This is a genomic window from Paraglaciecola mesophila KMM 241 (assembly GCF_000315015.1).
In the GTDB taxonomy this organism is placed as follows: Bacteria; Pseudomonadota; Gammaproteobacteria; order Enterobacterales; family Alteromonadaceae; genus Paraglaciecola; species Paraglaciecola mesophila.
This window is the reverse complement of sequence record NZ_BAEP01000047.1, coordinates 34159-49775: the sequence shown is the minus strand read 5'-3', so window position 1 is coordinate 49775 and position 15617 is coordinate 34159. Positions and strand designations below refer to the sequence as shown.

15 protein-coding genes are annotated in these 15617 nt (G+C 45.0%); 4 read left to right on the top strand and 11 right to left on the bottom strand.

What is annotated here, in order from left to right:
- Positions 1-26 precede the first annotated feature (26 nt).
- From parE to nudF, 5 genes are all read right to left on the bottom strand, one after another.
- Positions 27-1916: a DNA topoisomerase IV subunit B gene (gene parE / locus GMES_RS10400; protein WP_006992633.1), complete on the bottom strand. Its 1890-nt coding sequence runs from the start codon at positions 1914-1916 to the stop codon at positions 27-29.
- An 84-nt stretch (positions 1917-2000) separates the two neighbouring features.
- Positions 2001-2594 (bottom strand): YqiA/YcfP family alpha/beta fold hydrolase, encoded by a 594-nt coding sequence (locus tag GMES_RS10395; RefSeq protein WP_006992632.1) that lies wholly within the window; start codon positions 2592-2594, stop codon positions 2001-2003.
- A gap of 10 nt (positions 2595-2604) precedes the next feature.
- Positions 2605-3357, bottom strand: a complete 753-nt coding sequence (locus GMES_RS10390; protein WP_006992631.1) for a metallophosphoesterase family protein — start codon at positions 3355-3357, stop codon at positions 2605-2607.
- Positions 3358-3372: 15 nt separating this feature from the next.
- Positions 3373-3828 carry a DUF1249 domain-containing protein gene (locus GMES_RS10385; RefSeq protein ID WP_006992630.1) on the bottom strand — a complete coding sequence of 152 codons (456 nt, stop codon included), beginning with the start codon at positions 3826-3828 and terminating at the stop codon, positions 3373-3375.
- Complete coding sequence (gene nudF, locus GMES_RS10380) at positions 3812-4432, bottom strand: ADP-ribose diphosphatase (RefSeq protein ID WP_006992629.1); 621 nt, start codon at positions 4430-4432, stop codon at positions 3812-3814. Before nudF ends, GMES_RS10385 begins: the two co-directional genes overlap by 17 nt.
- 223 nt (positions 4433-4655) lie before the next feature.
- On the opposite strand from nudF, the gene tolC reads away from it, so the two are divergent.
- Positions 4656-5966 carry an outer membrane channel protein TolC gene (tolC, locus tag GMES_RS10375; protein WP_006992628.1) on the top strand — a complete coding sequence of 437 codons (1311 nt, stop codon included), beginning with the start codon at positions 4656-4658 and terminating at the stop codon, positions 5964-5966.
- An 80-nt stretch (positions 5967-6046) separates the two neighbouring features.
- Here the strand turns inward: tolC and GMES_RS10370 are convergent, their stop codons facing one another.
- Entirely contained in the window at positions 6047-7657 is a 1611-nt protein-coding gene (locus GMES_RS10370; protein WP_006992627.1) for an NAD(P)/FAD-dependent oxidoreductase, read from the bottom strand.
- A gap of 221 nt (positions 7658-7878) precedes the next feature.
- Between GMES_RS10370 and fdxA the strand changes: the two genes are divergently transcribed.
- The 3 genes from fdxA to GMES_RS22585 all read left to right on the top strand — a co-directional run bounded on the left by fdxA (position 7879) and on the right by GMES_RS22585 (position 9802).
- Positions 7879-8202, top strand: coding sequence for a ferredoxin FdxA (gene fdxA, locus GMES_RS10365; RefSeq protein WP_039987250.1), 324 nt, complete (start codon positions 7879-7881; stop codon positions 8200-8202).
- A gap of 156 nt (positions 8203-8358) precedes the next feature.
- The gene (locus tag GMES_RS10360) at positions 8359-9546 is read left to right on the top strand and encodes a hydroxymethylglutaryl-CoA reductase (protein ID WP_006992625.1); all 1188 of its coding nucleotides are present in this window, start codon (positions 8359-8361) and stop codon (positions 9544-9546) included.
- A gap of 31 nt (positions 9547-9577) precedes the next feature.
- Positions 9578-9802, top strand: a complete 225-nt coding sequence (locus GMES_RS22585) for a hypothetical protein (protein WP_161601914.1) — start codon at positions 9578-9580, stop codon at positions 9800-9802.
- Here GMES_RS22585 and GMES_RS10355 read toward each other — a convergent pair.
- The 5 genes from GMES_RS10355 to GMES_RS10335 form a co-directional block, all read right to left on the bottom strand.
- Entirely contained in the window at positions 9772-10239 is a 468-nt protein-coding gene (locus tag GMES_RS10355; protein ID WP_006992623.1) for an acyl-CoA thioesterase, read from the bottom strand. The two genes, GMES_RS22585 and GMES_RS10355, sit on opposite strands and share 31 nt — an antisense overlap.
- A 126-nt stretch (positions 10240-10365) precedes the next feature.
- Positions 10366-11526: an iron-containing alcohol dehydrogenase gene (locus GMES_RS10350; RefSeq protein ID WP_006992621.1), complete on the bottom strand. Its 1161-nt coding sequence runs from the start codon at positions 11524-11526 to the stop codon at positions 10366-10368.
- A gap of 290 nt (positions 11527-11816) precedes the next feature.
- Positions 11817-12269 (bottom strand): response regulator, encoded by a 453-nt coding sequence (locus GMES_RS10345; RefSeq protein WP_006992620.1) that lies wholly within the window; start codon positions 12267-12269, stop codon positions 11817-11819.
- Between the two features lie 209 nt (positions 12270-12478).
- The gene (locus GMES_RS10340) at positions 12479-14878 is read right to left on the bottom strand and encodes an ATP-binding protein (RefSeq protein ID WP_006992619.1); all 2400 of its coding nucleotides are present in this window, start codon (positions 14876-14878) and stop codon (positions 12479-12481) included.
- Positions 14875-15531 (bottom strand): biliverdin-producing heme oxygenase, encoded by a 657-nt coding sequence (locus tag GMES_RS10335; RefSeq protein WP_226990285.1) that lies wholly within the window; start codon positions 15529-15531, stop codon positions 14875-14877. The genes GMES_RS10340 and GMES_RS10335 overlap by 4 nt, the downstream gene beginning before the upstream one ends.
- Positions 15532-15617: the final 86 nt, after the last annotated feature.

The following is a 15617-nucleotide window of genomic DNA, read 5'->3' as shown; positions in this document are numbered from 1 at the left end:
TAAAAATAGATGATGGAGGCTAACAATTACACGTCAGCCATATTACCTTTGCTTTCCAACCACGACTTTCTGTCACCAGCGCGTTTTTTGGCCAGTAACATATCCATGGTTTCTAACATTTCGGTAGGATCTTCTATGGTCAGTTGCACCAAACGTCTCGTATTTGGATCCATAGTCGTTTCACGCAACTGTAGGGGGTTCATTTCTCCCAGACCTTTAAAGCGCTGCACATTCACCTTGCCACGTTTTTTCTCTGCTGCAATGCGATCCAAAATGCCCTTCTTCTCCCCTTCATCTAAAGCGTAAAAGACTTCTTTACCCACATCGATGCGAAACAGAGGCGGCATAGCAACGTAGGCATGACCATTTTCAACCAAGGCTCTAAAGTGCTTTACGAACAAAGCACACAATAAAGTAGCAATATGCAGTCCATCGGAATCAGCATCCGCAAGAATGCACACTTTATTGTAGCGTAGGCCACTTAAGTCGTCTGAATCAGGGTCTATTCCCAACGCGACTGAAATATCATGAATTTCTTGTGATGCCAGTACTTGGGATGAGTCCACTTCCCAGCTATTCAAAATTTTACCACGCAAGGGCATAATCGCTTGGAATTCACGATCTCTCGCCTGCTTAGCAGAGCCACCAGCTGAATCCCCTTCCACTAAGAACAATTCTGAGCGGCCAGTATCTTGAGTCGAACAATCGGTTAATTTGCCAGGTAATGCTGGGCCTTGAGTAACCTTTTTACGGGCGACCTTTTTGCTCTGGCGTAAACGCGTTTGTGCATTGCTGATACACATTTCTGCCAATTGCTCGGCAATAGCGGTGTGTTGATTTAGCCATAAACTAAAGGCATCTTTGACTATGCCTGACACAAACGCAGCGGCTTGGCGAGACGACAAGCGCTCTTTAATTTGCCCAGCGAATTGCGGGTCTTGCATCTTGGTGGACAACACATAGCTACAGCGATCCCAAATGTCTTCTGGGGTTAACTTAATACCTCTGGGCAATAAATTTCGAAATTCACAAAACTCACGCATGGCTTCAAGCAAGCCCTGGCGTAAACCGTTTACGTGAGTACCACCTTGTGCAGTAGGAATAAGGTTTACGTAACTTTCGGTGATCGTTTCACCGCCCTCGGGCAACCAAATAACGGCCCAATCAACGGCTTCAGTGTTACCGCTCACTGCTCCTACAAAGGGGGCATCCGCTGGCAAGCTGATACTTTCGCCAACCGATTGATATAAATAATCTTTTAAGCCGTCTTCAAAGTACCACTCGTGCGTTTCTTTGCTGACTTTGTCGTCAAATCGAATACGTAAACCTGGACACAAAACGGCTTTTGCGCGCAGTACATGCAGTAACTTGCTGACAGAGAACTTAGCTGAATCAAAATATTGCTCATCAGGCCAGAAATGTACACGGGTGCCACTGTTACGCTTACCACAAGTGTCGACCACTTTTAGGTCTTCAACCTTTTCGCCATCCTCAAACGCTATTTGGTACACGCTGCCGTCGCGGCGTATACTCACCTCAACACGTTTAGATAAAGCATTTACAACCGAAATACCCACGCCGTGCAAACCACCAGAGAACTGATAGTTTTTGTTAGAAAATTTACCGCCGGCATGCAGTTTAGTCATAATCAATTCGACGCCAGAAATGCCCTCTTCTGCGTGAATATCCACAGGCATACCGCGACCATCATCGGTCACTTCTAATGATTGGTCAGGGTGCAGTACCACTTTAATTGAACTGGCAAAGCCACCTAGGGCTTCATCCACACTGTTATCTATGACTTCTTGGCTAAGGTGATTGGGTCGCGTGGTGTCGGTGTACATACCAGGGCGACGTTTGACCGGGTCAAGGCCATTTAAAACTTCAATTGCATCTGCGTTATATTGATTAGACATAGTTCTTATTTTTGTTGTGGCCGTTGATAAAAATGACTAGGCGGAAGGTAAGAGCCAATACGCCCATGTTATACCAATCTTCAATTAGTCGTGCAGCAGAAACTGAAAAATATCAGCAAGGAAACGCTCATAACCCTGAAAACTATGATCACCGCCCTCTTCTATGGTTAATTTTGCGCCCATGTATTTCTGCTCTGCTTGACGATAGTCTAAGGTTTCATCAGCAGTTTGCAATAACACCCAGTAGTTTTGCGGACTTGCCAATGTTTTGGTATCAAAGGTGGTTAAATCTTGAGTATGGGATTCATCTAAGCTGAACCTTTTCTTGGTATAAGGATTGACATGCTCCCCCAAGTAATCAGCTAATAAATTGTAAGGCTGAACAGCAGGGTTAATCAGTACTGCTTTACCGCCATAACGTTCAAGCAGGTAACTTGAGAAATAACCGCCCATAGAGCTTCCAATAAAACCAAAATCTGCATTCGGGTGACGAGCAACCAGCTCATCTAACATTTTAGCGGCCGGTTTGGGGTGATTGTCCAACTGGGGAATATAAAAGGTTATATCAGGGTAATGTTTATCTACAAACGCTTTGGTCTGTTGGGCCTTGACTGATTGGGGGGAGCTTAAAAAACCGTGTAAATAAATTACGACCTGTTCTGGTTTACTGTCTGTCATATATATTCCGTTAAATTCTAATAATGTGACTGTCTACTAGCCCGTTATCAGCCAGTTCAATGATGCGATATCCCGGCGCTTCGCCACTGGCGGCGAATTCTTTGCTGTTTGCCCACTGCCAGCATGTAGACGGCGCAGACATAAACACGCAATCTTGGCTGCGTGTTTCGCTGGCTTGATGAATATGCCCGTAAATCACTGCCTTGATTTGCCGCTGCTGCTCAACGTGCTTAATAAATTCATCGCGGTTGTGCCAAGGGTGATTGTCCATCCAGCCACCACAGGCACGAGGGTGGTGATGCACCACCAGTAAATGGTTTTGCTGTGGGTATAAGTTAACCTGCTCATTCAGGTAACGAAGCTGAAAAGCTGATATTTCACCCGAGGTATCATCAGTTTTGGTATTGAGACCATGAACCTTCCAATATGGCCCCGCGCTCATAGATAAAGGCCAGCCTGCTGAGCTATTCAGCTCACTATTTAGCGAATCAAGATGGTCGTGATTACCAGGAATGACTAACAGCGGGGCAGTGATATTGCTATGTTGCCATAGTTGGCTAAAAAGCTGATAACTGACTAAGCCCTTAGCAGCATCGTTTTCAGCACTGACATCACCGCTTAAAATGACCATATCTGGGTGACATAGGGCCACATTCTTTAAGACTGCTTTCAATGTCGTATAGGGATTTACACCCTGATAACCCGCTTGGAGTTTATCAGCAAATAGATGGCAATCTGAAATTTGCGCTACTTTAAAACTCAAGCCAACCTCATCGAGTTACGCGCTCGTCGCTTGCAGTTGATCTTTGTGTTTCGAACAAAAAAGTAACCATTCACTCAAGAATAAGTTCACCATCTCTTTTTCATTTTTTTGATGCATTTTGATATTTGGATATTCATAGCTAGGTTGCAGTGCACCAATGTGCTGAGACTCTATCACCTCAGCTAGCTGCGCATCATGATACAAGCGAGCACGCACTACAGGCCGCATAAAATCGGGCCCATTAACTGACTTTTGGGACATAATGACAGTGCTGGTATATCGACTACACTCGACAATTTTAATACTGTAATTCAAGGATTTATTTACCTTGAATTGATATTCCAAATCTTCAGTATCGCAATCAGGTAAAAGCTTAATCAAACGCACGTAATTCATCGCACACACCCGCTGAATACTCGGCAGGTGAGGTACGTATTTACGTCTTAAATCTTGTTCATTCTTTCCAGTCATCAAGTACTCGTTGTTTATTCATTGCAAACCATTGCAGCGCGATAAGTGTCGCTGCGTTGTCGATCTTTCCTTGATTAATCCACTCCAGTGCTTGCTCTTCTGGCACTCGGTGCACCAAAATATCTTCACTCTCATGGTCGAGTCCATGCACGCCTTTCGCTTGACTTGCGTCAACTTGAGCCACATAGATGTGTAACCTTTCGGTTGTGCCGCCTGGGCTAGCAAGATAACTAATGGCCTTTTTGAGATGGGTGATGGTCACTCCCGCTTCTTCATGTGCCTCGCGATAACATACCGCTTCTGGTGTTTCGCCCGGGTCAATAATACCAGCCACAATCTCTAACAACCACGGAGAATCCGATGTAGCCATAGCACCTATGCGAATTTGTTCAATCATAACGAATTCTTTTAAGTGGGGATCATAAGGCAGAACTGCAACCGCGTGCCCACGTTCGAATACTTCCCGCTCTATAAGTTCACTCCAGCCACCCTTATACAACTTATGCTTAAAATGGTATTTCACCATTTTAAAAAAACCGTTATAGAGTGGTTCTTTGCGGGTAACTTCCACATCTTTGCTGGAAAACTGCTGAATTTTAGACATAAATCCCCTTTCAAATTTAAACTTTAGTACCATATAGTGGAGCAATATTTAGCGGTTCATGGCCAGTATAATATTCTGTTACACTTGAGCCGTTAGTTTTACGTCTGGATGTTTCGTGTTCACGCTTAATGTATTTAAACTTTAGCGTCTTAAAATGCGACATATAGTAAACCTAAAAAATAATGGTCTCGATGCCACAAGTAAAATTCATCAAGGAACACACATGAAAAAAACACTTCTTTCGCTATTGATTGGCTTTGGCGTATCGAATAACGCATTTGCTGATGACTTACTAAGCGTATATCAGCAAGCATTACAAAACGATCCGGCTACGTTGCAATCACAGGCTAACAGAGAAGCAGCTTTTTCTGATATCGAAATCAGCCGAGCGGGTTTGCTACCTCAAGTATCATTGAGTTTGCAGGCAGCTGAAACCTATGGCGATCTAGACCGTTCGACTAACGATGCCACGTTGAATTTATCACAAACTATCTATGACCGTTCACTTTGGGTAGGGCTAGACCGCGCGGAACTTATAGCAAGTCAATCAGACGCTAGTCTTGCCTTTACCATGCAAAATCTAATTTTACGAACCGTTAGTGCTTACTTTGATACCCTTCAAGCCCAAGACGATTTAGCGTTTGCCCGCGCTGAAAAACGCGCCATCGCTCGCCAACTTGAACAAACCAAGCAACGTTTTGAAGTGGGTCTAACCGCAATCACAGACGTGCATGAAGCCCAAGCCCAATACGATACGTCAGTGGCGGCTGAAATCAGCGCTGAGAATGCAGTAGAGACCAACTTAGAGGCCCTGCGTGAAATCACTGGCATCTATTACCCTGAGCTAAATGTACTGAATACTGAGCAGTTTTCTGCCAGCTTACCGACACCAGCAAATGTGAATGATTGGCTAAAAACTGCTGAGCAACGCAACTTAGAGTTGCTGGTATCAAATGCCAGTGTTGATATCGCTAAGTTTGATATCAAAAGTGCCAGAGCAGGACATTACCCTACGGTCACTTTAAGCGGTAACGCAAACAGTAATGATACAGACGGTTTCGCTATTAACCCTGGAGCAGGTGGCAGCGACCGTTTCAACACCTATGGTTTAACATTATCAGTTGATGTGCCTTTGTACCAAGGGGGTCTTGTGACCGCGAATGTTGAATCAGCAAAACATAGATTTGTTGCTACCAGTGAAGATCGCGAACGTATTCACCGCTCAGTCATTCGTAGCGTGCGCTCTAACTACAATGACATAAAAGCCGCCATTTCACGTATTAAAGCGTTCGAGCAAGCTGTTGTATCTGCCCAAAGTGCATTAAAAGCCACAGAGGCAGGTTTTGATGTAGGTACTCGAACCATAGTTGACGTGCTAGACAGTACTCGTAACTTATTTGATGCCCGTCGTAACCTTTCAAGTGCTCGATATGGTTATGTTGTTAGCACGCTCAACCTGAAATTAGCCGCTGGTACGTTATCAATCGAAGACGTAACAGACATTAACCAAGGTTTGTCTGCGCAAATTAAATAACGCGTACTGGTTTACATTAAACTTCGCATAAAAAAAGCAGCTCAGGCTGCTTTTTTGTATGCGCTTATCGCTGTGCGCAACTACTGGCAGCCCTCCAGCATAGATAAAGCCACCGCTTCAGCCACTTTAATGCCGTCAATACCGGCAGATAAAATCCCCCCAGCGTATCCAGCGCCTTCACCTGCAGGATAGAGCCCGTTTACGTTTACACTTTGAAAGTCCGCACCGCGCTTGATAGAAATAGGTGATGAGGTACGAGTTTCAACCCCAGTTAACAAACCATCTGCTTTGGCGAACCCTTTAATTTGCTTATCAAACGCAGGAATAGCTTCACGAATAGCGCTGATAGCATAGTCCGGTAAAACTTTGGATAAGTCGGTAAGTTTCACCCCTGGCGTATACGAGGGTTTCACATCCCCTAGCTCTGCCGATGCTTTTCCTGTTAAAAAGTCGCCAATAAGCTGCGCTGGGGCATCGTAATTACTGCCGCCCAGGGCATAGGCTTGCTCTTCAAGTTTACGCTGTAAATCAATGCCCGCCAAAGGATGACCAGGAAAGTCTTTATTTGGCTCAATACCTACGACTATGGCGCTATTTGCGTTGCGCTCGTGGCGAGAATATTGACTCATGCCATTGGTCACCACACGGCCCTCTTCAGAGGCCGCTGCAACCACAGTGCCCCCAGGACACATACAAAAACTGTAAACCGCACGGCCATTCTTACAATGGTGCACCAGTTTGTAATCTGCCGCGCCCAGAATAGGGTGACCGGCACTCGGGCCAAAGCGGCATTCATCGATCATGGATTGCTCGTGCTCTATTCTAAAACCCACCGAAAAAGGCTTAGCTTCTATGTAGACGTCACGCTCATATAGCATTTTAAAGGTATCACGTGCGCTATGCCCCACCGCAAGTACAGCATGGCGACACGCTAAGCGCTCACCGATTGATAAGCTCAAGCCCGTCAACTGACCATTCTCGATATGCACATCGTCAACTCGAGTACTAAAGCGAATCTCGCCGCCTAGTTCAATAATTTGTGCACGCATGCGCTCAACCATTGCCACCAGCTTAAACGTACCTATGTGGGGCTTACTCACATACATAATTTCATCTGGTGCGCCGGCATCAACAAACTCGGTCAGCACTTTACGCCCGTAATGCTTGCGATCTTTGACTTGGCTGTACAATTTACCGTCTGAAAATGTCCCAGCGCCACCTTCGCCAAACTGCACGTTAGATTCTGTGTTAAGCGGTTTTTTACGCCAAAAGCCAAACGTATCTTTTGTGCGTTCTCGCACTTCTTTGCCACGCTCAAGGATAATCGGCTTGAATCCCATTTGCGCTAACAGCAACCCTGCAAATAAGCCACAAGGCCCGAGACCAATCACGACTGGACGCTCGTTTAATGCCTCTGGCGCGTGGCCAACAAATTTGTAACGGGTATCTGGCGATAATCTAACGTGGGGATCGTTCTCAAACTTAGCGAGCAGGGCTTCTTGCTCAGCGACTTCCACGTCTAAGGTGTAAATCAGTTGGATATCAAATTTATTACGCGCATCAAACCCACGTTTAAACACAGAAACTTGAGTTAACTGCTCCCCGCTGCATCCCAACTTATCAAGTATCGCTTGGGTGAGGTCAGCATCTTGATGATCAAGGGGCAATTTTATATCAGTTAAACGCAGCATAGAGATATCCAAAAGGTAAACGCAGGGGCACAGCCCAAAACAAAGACAATAAGACGAGTATTTTAAGCCATGCACGCTCGCCTGTCTGGTTTATTGCGTAATATATTCCGTGACTAAGCTGACTCATCACGTCACATCACGCTTCATCGTCCACGGCATCTTGTATTTATATGGCTGATAAGTATGATCGGCGCCAATATCGATTAATCAAGACTGTGCCCATGACATTTGTAGTCACCGACAACTGTATAAAATGCAAATACACCGATTGCGTTGCCGTATGCCCGGTGGACGCATTTTTCGAAGGGCCCAATTTCTTGGTAATCGACCCTGACATCTGTATTGATTGCGCCTTGTGCGAGCCAGAATGCCCTGCAAACGCCATATTTCAAGATGAAAAACTGCCACCCGGCCAAGAAGGCTTTAACGAGCTTAATGCTGAACTATCAAAAATCTGGCCGAATATCATTGAAGTCATTCCGCCCCCTGCTGATGCAAAAGAATGGGACGGCGTGCCTAATAAAATTGAGCATCTAGAAACCTGATTAGTAGACACCACAGGTGGATGCCTCTCGCTCACACTTTGCCTGAACCTGTTATCACTAAAACTACTGCACATTAATTAAGCATAATCATTTCACTGTGCCAAGGTTTGTTGATAGTTGTAGATATACCTACTATCTACAAAATAGATTTCGCCCATGTCAGATAATAAAGCAGCACCATCCATTCCTCGCGATAAAGAGCATGATCATAGCCAAAATATGGCACAGCAGCGCCGTACATTTGTAAAAGAACACACTCGAAGCGACCTTAATCATGTGGGGCATTACTCCCTAAACCCAGAACAAACCGCGGGCAATATCGAAAATTTCATTGGTGTTGCCCAAGTACCCATCGGCTTAGCTGGGCCAGTTAAGGTCAATGGCGAACATGCAAAGGGTGAGTTTTATGTGCCGCTTGCCACCACAGAGGGTACTTTGGTCGCTAGTTATAACCGAGGTATGCGAGTACTTGGCGCAGCAGGTGGTGTAAAAGTCACCGTAGTAGACGATGTGATGCAGCGCGCTCCTGTGTTTATTTTCGAAGATGCCCGCCAAGCGCAAACTTTTGGCAACTGGGTAACCGAAAAATTCGATGACATAAAAGCACAAGCAGAAACCACCACCAGTGTGGGCAAGCTGCGCAACATTGAACAATATGCTGCCGCACGTATGTTGTATTTGCGCTTTAATTTCACTACCGGTGATGCCGCCGGGCAAAATATGGTCGGCAAAGCCACGTTTGCTGCGTGCGAATGGATAAAAGCAAACTTCACTGGGACCGGCTTACAACGCTACAACTTGTCTGGTGCCATGGATACCGACAAAAAGCACTCTCAGCTGAATACCCTTCATAGCCGGGGCAAGCGGGTGATTGCTGAGGCAACCATCAGCAGTGAGATTTTAGAGTCAAAACTCGGTGTGTCAGCACAAATGCTGTTTAAAATGCGCCAAATATCCAATATGGGTAGTTTTATGGCGGGTTCTATTAATAATGGCTCCCACTCAGCTAATGGCATTACTGCCATGTTTATCGCCTGCGGCCAAGATGCCGCCAATGTGGCAGAATCATCCGCAGCTTTATCGTTTGTTGACGTAGATGAGCAAGGTAACTTCTATATTGCTATTACCCTGCCCTCTTTAATTGTTGCAACTTACGGTGGCGGTACTGCCCTTGCCACACAAAAAGAATGCTTGGAAATGATGGATTGCTTCGGTGAAGGTAAAGCACGCAAACTTGCAGAGATTATTGGCGCTACCGTACTTGCAGGAGAACTGTCATTAAGTGCCGCCGTGTTAGCAGGCGACTGGGTTACTAGCCATGATGCCCTAGGGCGTAATCGCTAGGTGAGCGGGTATAAAAGGGGGTTGCTGTAAAGTGCGTGCATCGCCCTTTGAGGGCTCGTTTTTAGCTGAAGGCTCTTTACCCGTTGATGACTCTTTACCCGTTGAAGACTCTTTACCCATTGAAGACTCTTTACCCATTGAAGACTCCTTGCCCGTTGAAGACTCTTTACGAATCCCAAACCGGCGAGTTACTAATCCCCAACCAGCGTGCGCCAGTGAAGCCGTTTATTCCGGCTCGTCAGCGCCCACTAAATAATGATTTAGCCCAGCGCGCAAGTCCGTAGGTAAAGGCGTAGGCATATGTGACGGACGGTCCACATAAACATGTACAAATTGCCCAACGGCACTCGCCTGCTCACTGCCTTCTGAAAATACCGCTAATTGATACACTACCGAGCTGTTACCTAATTTCAAAACCGTTAAGCCGATATCTAGCACTGCTGGGTAGCTTACAGACGCATAATATTGACAGCGGGTTTCTACGACCAAACCAATAGGACCTCGGCCATCAAGGTGAAGCCATCCGTTATCTATCAGTAAGCGATTTACCACAGTGTCGAAGAAACTATAATAAGCGACATTATTCACATGACCGTACACATCATTGTCCGACCAGCGTGTGTCAATTGTGTCGAAGTATCGAAAGTCGCTACGCGTAGGGGGGGATTTTTTATCTGTCGTCGACGTTGTCATCAATATAACTCCATTTTCTGTTGTTGATACCACTTAACGCGACGGCCATTTTCATTGTGCTTACTGAGGTACTTATTGACGTGCTTGACGTCAAATTTAAAGGCTATCGCTTGCTCTGAATTATTCTCACCACGCCTCTTGGTATAACGCGAGAGCATCCTCAAACGTAACCGTTCGCGGGTTATTGGTTAACAATCGCGTTTGCAGCATGGCCGCGTTAGCTAAATCCGTTAGCGCCGCTTGCTCAATACCGTAATCTCTTAGTCGCTTGGTGATGCCAAGGTCGTAGCAAAACTTCTGCATATATTCAATAAAACCCAGTGCTTGCTCGCTCTGGCTAAGCCCGGCTAAATGAGGGTTAACTACCACTCCTAACTGAGCATATTCTTGTTCTGCGTGCGCCAGGTTAAAACGCATCACGTAAGGCAGCATAAGTGCGTTCGTTAAACCGTGAGCCATATGATAAATACCGCCTAATGGATACGCCAACGCGTGTACAGCAGCGACTGGGGAATTAGCGAACGCTTGCCCTGCGAGCATAGCGCCCAATAGTGTTGCGCCTCTGTGATCTAAGTCTTTACCGTTTGCATAGCAAAGGGGAAGATGAGTAGACAACAATTGCAGCGCCTTTACCGCGAGATTATCTGATAACGGATTTTTCTTATGTTTGCTGGTGAAAGCTTCAATGGCGTGCACCATAGCGTCGACGCCCGTCTCTGCCGTGATATGCGCAGGCAGCCCCACCGTTAGGCAAGGGTCAAGCAGTGCCACATCGGGGTACAAAACCGGTGATACCACACCAGCCTTGGTGGACTCGCCAGTCGTGACAATTGAGATGGGCGTGACTTCTGAGCCTGTTCCTGCAGTAGTAGGTATCAATACCAATGGTTTGCGCTGAGACGTAACTAAATCGACTCCGTACATGGCGGCAAGAACTTGTTGCTCCATAGCCAGCACTGCAGCAAGTTTAGCGCTGTCCATAGAGCTGCCACCGCCAATACCAATCACTACATCGGCTTTTTTCGCTTGTTCAGCAGCCGCTAAAATAATGGCTTCTGGTGGGTCAGCCTGCACACCGTCAAACACTGAAAACGTTAAACCAGAGACATCCAGCTCAGCAAAAACAGTGTCAAGCACCCCTGCGTTTACTAAACCTTTATCGGTAACAATTAGAATCGATTTTGCATCAAAGCGGGATATTAACAGTGCCGGCAAAGACAAGGCCGCATTTACCCCAAAACGGATATCGCCTACGGTTTTGAACTCAAAGTCATTGTTTGTATGCATCACTACCAACCTTAAGGCTGAAATTGAATATAAAGATGCTAGCAGAGAAGTTTTGAGCTCATGCTTTATCGTAGTGATACATCAAGCTCAGCACTCTTTATAGATGAAGATGCTTCGAGATAACTGATTCATAATAACTGACCGCCAATAGTTTCAAAATGACTGACTACAAAGCGAGGGTAAAAAAAGATGAGTATTAGAAGGGCTAAGAAGTAAACCAGAGATAAGTGACGTATTGAACAACAATAGAATATGCCTGAGCGGGTGCAGCAGGCATATTTAGTATATTTTTAATCTTGCAGTATTTGCGCTTGAAAAAACCAAAAGCTAACTAGGTCTTTCATCGAGCCCACTAAATCTAAGTAATTATTAGGTTTAGTTAAGTACGCATTACACCCCAACATATGACATTCTTTAATATCGATGTCAGAGTCAGAGGTGGTAAACATCACAACAGGGATATGCTTAAAAGACGGATTTTGCTTAATATCGTCCAATGCTTCCCGGCCCGACTTTCGAGGCATGTTTAAATCTAACAGAATGATACTAGGCAACGTTTTCGCATTGGCTAAAAAGCGGACCAGCTCCTCTCCATCGTTCACGAAACGCAGTTTCTCTGTCCCTATTGCATTGTCAGCCAACGCATCTTGAATCAACTCCTGATCGTCCAAGTCGTCATCGGCGATCAGGATATAATTAACAGCCCTGAGTTTTTTAGATATCACACCAGAATCTTTATTCACACTAAAAACAACCTTCTGTACTTTAGAATGGTAACGGTTCAACCTTAGTGACCGTCCGTGTAATTCTAATATTTATAATGCAAAAGCATCGTACCTATGACCCAAGTTGAAGCATGATAGATCACTTGCTATGCCCTGAAACCACGTAAAAAAACTAACGGCTAATAATATCACAGCCAGTTATTCTAAGATAAGTTAAAAGCGTAATATTATTCTACTGCGCCTGAGTTTGTAGGCAGCGTAATGAAAAATGATGCGCCCTGACCAAAGCGAGACTCGGCCCAAATCTTTCCCTGATGTCGATTGATAATTTTTTTGCATATCGCCAAACCTAACCCAGTCCCCGAATACTCAGCTTTTGAGTGTAAACGCTCAAATAAACCAAAGATTTTCTGCTCATGCGTTTTAGAAAATCCAACGCCATTGTCTTTAAATTCAATGGTGACAAAGTCTTCGGCTTTATCGTTAAGGGCAATAACAATGTGTGGGGGGACCTCCTCTTTAGTGAATTTCAGGGCGTTCTGAATGATGTTTTGCGCCACACGGTGAAGCTGGTTTTTATCCCCGAATACTGTGCCAATATGATCGATTGAGAATGCTGCTTTTTTCTCTGTCACCAACACTTCTAAATCTAAGATCACATCTTCAATAATGTCATCAAAATTCAAAGGGACAAACTCGTCATTGGATCTGTGGATACGTGAAAAGCTCAGCACACCTTTAATCAGCGCCTGCATTCTTTCTGCTGAGTTCATCATCTTGGTTAAATAACCATGGCCTCTATCGCTTAACGTGGCTTCTGTTTGCTGAATACGCCCACCGAACGACTGAATTTTACGCAGCGGCTCTTGCAGGTCATGTGAGGCTACAAATGCAAAACGCTCTAGTTCACGGTTAGATTCTTCAGAAGTGGCCAAGGCCTCCACTAACTCATCTTGCATTTTTTCTTTATTAGCAATTTCTTTTTTCAATTCATCAGTGCGCACAGCTACTTTGTGCTCTAACGCTTCGTTTAGTAGCTCAAGACGCTCCGATTTTGACAACACATAGTTAACTATCGTGTCTCGGAATTTCAAAGCGCTGGATAACTCTACCGCTTCCCAGGCTAACGATTGGTTTTTAACGTTTTCACGCCATAAACGAAAAGAGCTCCGGGGCATCAGTCTATGGCTACCATCATCTAAAAACTCGATGGTTTTCTCAGGTTTCCCTCCCCAATCTTTGGTTTGTTCAACCTCTTGTCTAAACCATATCAAGAATAAGTTACTAACAGAGGAGACAGACAAGATGAATACACCACTGGCAACGTCACTTATATCCAAAAAATCAGGGTTATCTTTACCTAAGGTCTTTGTATGGTAAATCGTATCTGTGACTAATTTAGTTGATGTCGCCCAGTTAAAAAGCGCTTCTATGCGATCAGGGCTTGGGGTCTTGCCAAAGCATTCTATATCTTCTTCTAAACGCCAAGCCACACCTGATGCGTTCATCACACGCATCAGATTGTCTGTTTCTTCACGCAAACCATCTGTAAAGAAAATACGCTCAGCCATTTTCGCGGTGATCGACGCATTTAACGATAACACCGCCGAATCACGGTGCTCAGCATCAGCTTGCACTTTTAATGAAATCAAATAAGACAACATCAACCCCATGTATAAAGCCACTTCACGGGTTTCAAACGGCACTACATGAGGGCTATAGTGGTGACATGCAATTAGCCCCCACAATTTGCCTGACACCACTATGCTGATCGACATAGAGGCATTCACCCCCATGTTGCGTAAATACTGGCAATGAATAGGTGACACAGTGCGCAGCGTCACCTTACTCAAATCAACGGGCCGATCATTTGGGTACAACATAGACTGCTTGGCGTTAACATCAGCAAGCAGTCGAATGGGGTTTTTAACGTACAGCTCCCTCGCCTGCTTTGGAATATCAGATTCGGGAAAGTGCTGTTTTAGAAAGGAGTTCAACTCAAGCTTTTTAGCCTCAGCAACAACCTCGCCGTTATAGTCCGCGTCAAACTTATACAACATGACGCGATCAAACCCAGTGACTTTGCGGATTTCGTTAACTGCATAAGCAAAAACATTGTTTAAGTCTTGGCTTTGGGCCAAATCATTAAGCGATAGATTAATCAAATTTTTAACGGGATTAAACGAACTTGAACTGGCAGATAACGCAGGCTCTAGTTCGATGGCCAAAAGGTCGTCGTGTAAGCTCAGTATGGCATTGTAAGTTGATTGTGTTTTGATACTCTCGGCTTGCGTGTCAGTCACTGGCCCGGTGGTATTGGAGTTTAGCCCTTGAGCGAGCGCAGCAATTGGCGTCGTTTGTTGTGGATTAACTTCGTGAAAGCCCTTGCTGTAATCCAATCCTTTCACCATTGTGGCGAATTCGCGGTCAAACATTGAATCCAATGGTTGCTCAAGTAACGCGTCTAGCGAGCATTGCATTAAGTCCGCCACGTTTTCACTACAATATTTTAATATCAGTGTTTCTGGCTCGAACAGTAATAGATAGCCATGAGGTTGAATCGACCCTGGGATATGGATGGGCTCTTTATGACAATTATCCAGTGTCACATCAAACGGTTTATTCACAGGCTTATTCCCTCCAAACAATCATGAATACATTCGAATGCTAATTCTGCACCTTGCCTGATTTCATCACAATCATCAGGATTTCGCTCGTAGTATTGCTGCAATACAGTTAAAAATTCGCCCCAGCGCACCATTCGTTGCTCTTGATAGCTATTGAAAAAGGCTACGCCGTGCTGAGTATCTAACCAATCGTGTCGAGTTAATCGAGCCTGAATATGTTCACCGCCTAAGGTTGCACCTTCCAGAACATACATCATCCCCATCGCTTGCGCAGTTGAGTGCAATTCAACGTTCGACTTAACATGGTGAGTTAAATCGTCTTTATTACTGGCGCGGGTCGAAATGTCACGCTTAAGATCCAATAGAGCCTGTTCCATATAAGCGATGTCTTTGTTGATGAACGCTTGTTTACTGCGGTTTTTATAGGCTGCTTTAGACTCAGGAAAACTAAGCATTGCTCGTTCCATTGAGGCATAAGCCGCTTGCATGGCCATCAGCACCTGCAAATACACCTGCGCAGTCAAATCACGGTGGAATAAAATTTTTGACAGGGTGCCTTCCACTTCTCTGTGCAGGCCTTGAGTGCCAGTTTTAAGAAAATGTCCTATGGATATAGGGGTAGCTTGGATACTCGTCATATTACTGGTACTCATGTCTTGTGTGCTTCGCGCAACAATCCTGTGTTTATATTGAGCTTTATTTCAAAAAGAAGAGACTTTTTAATTAAGAGACTTCTTGA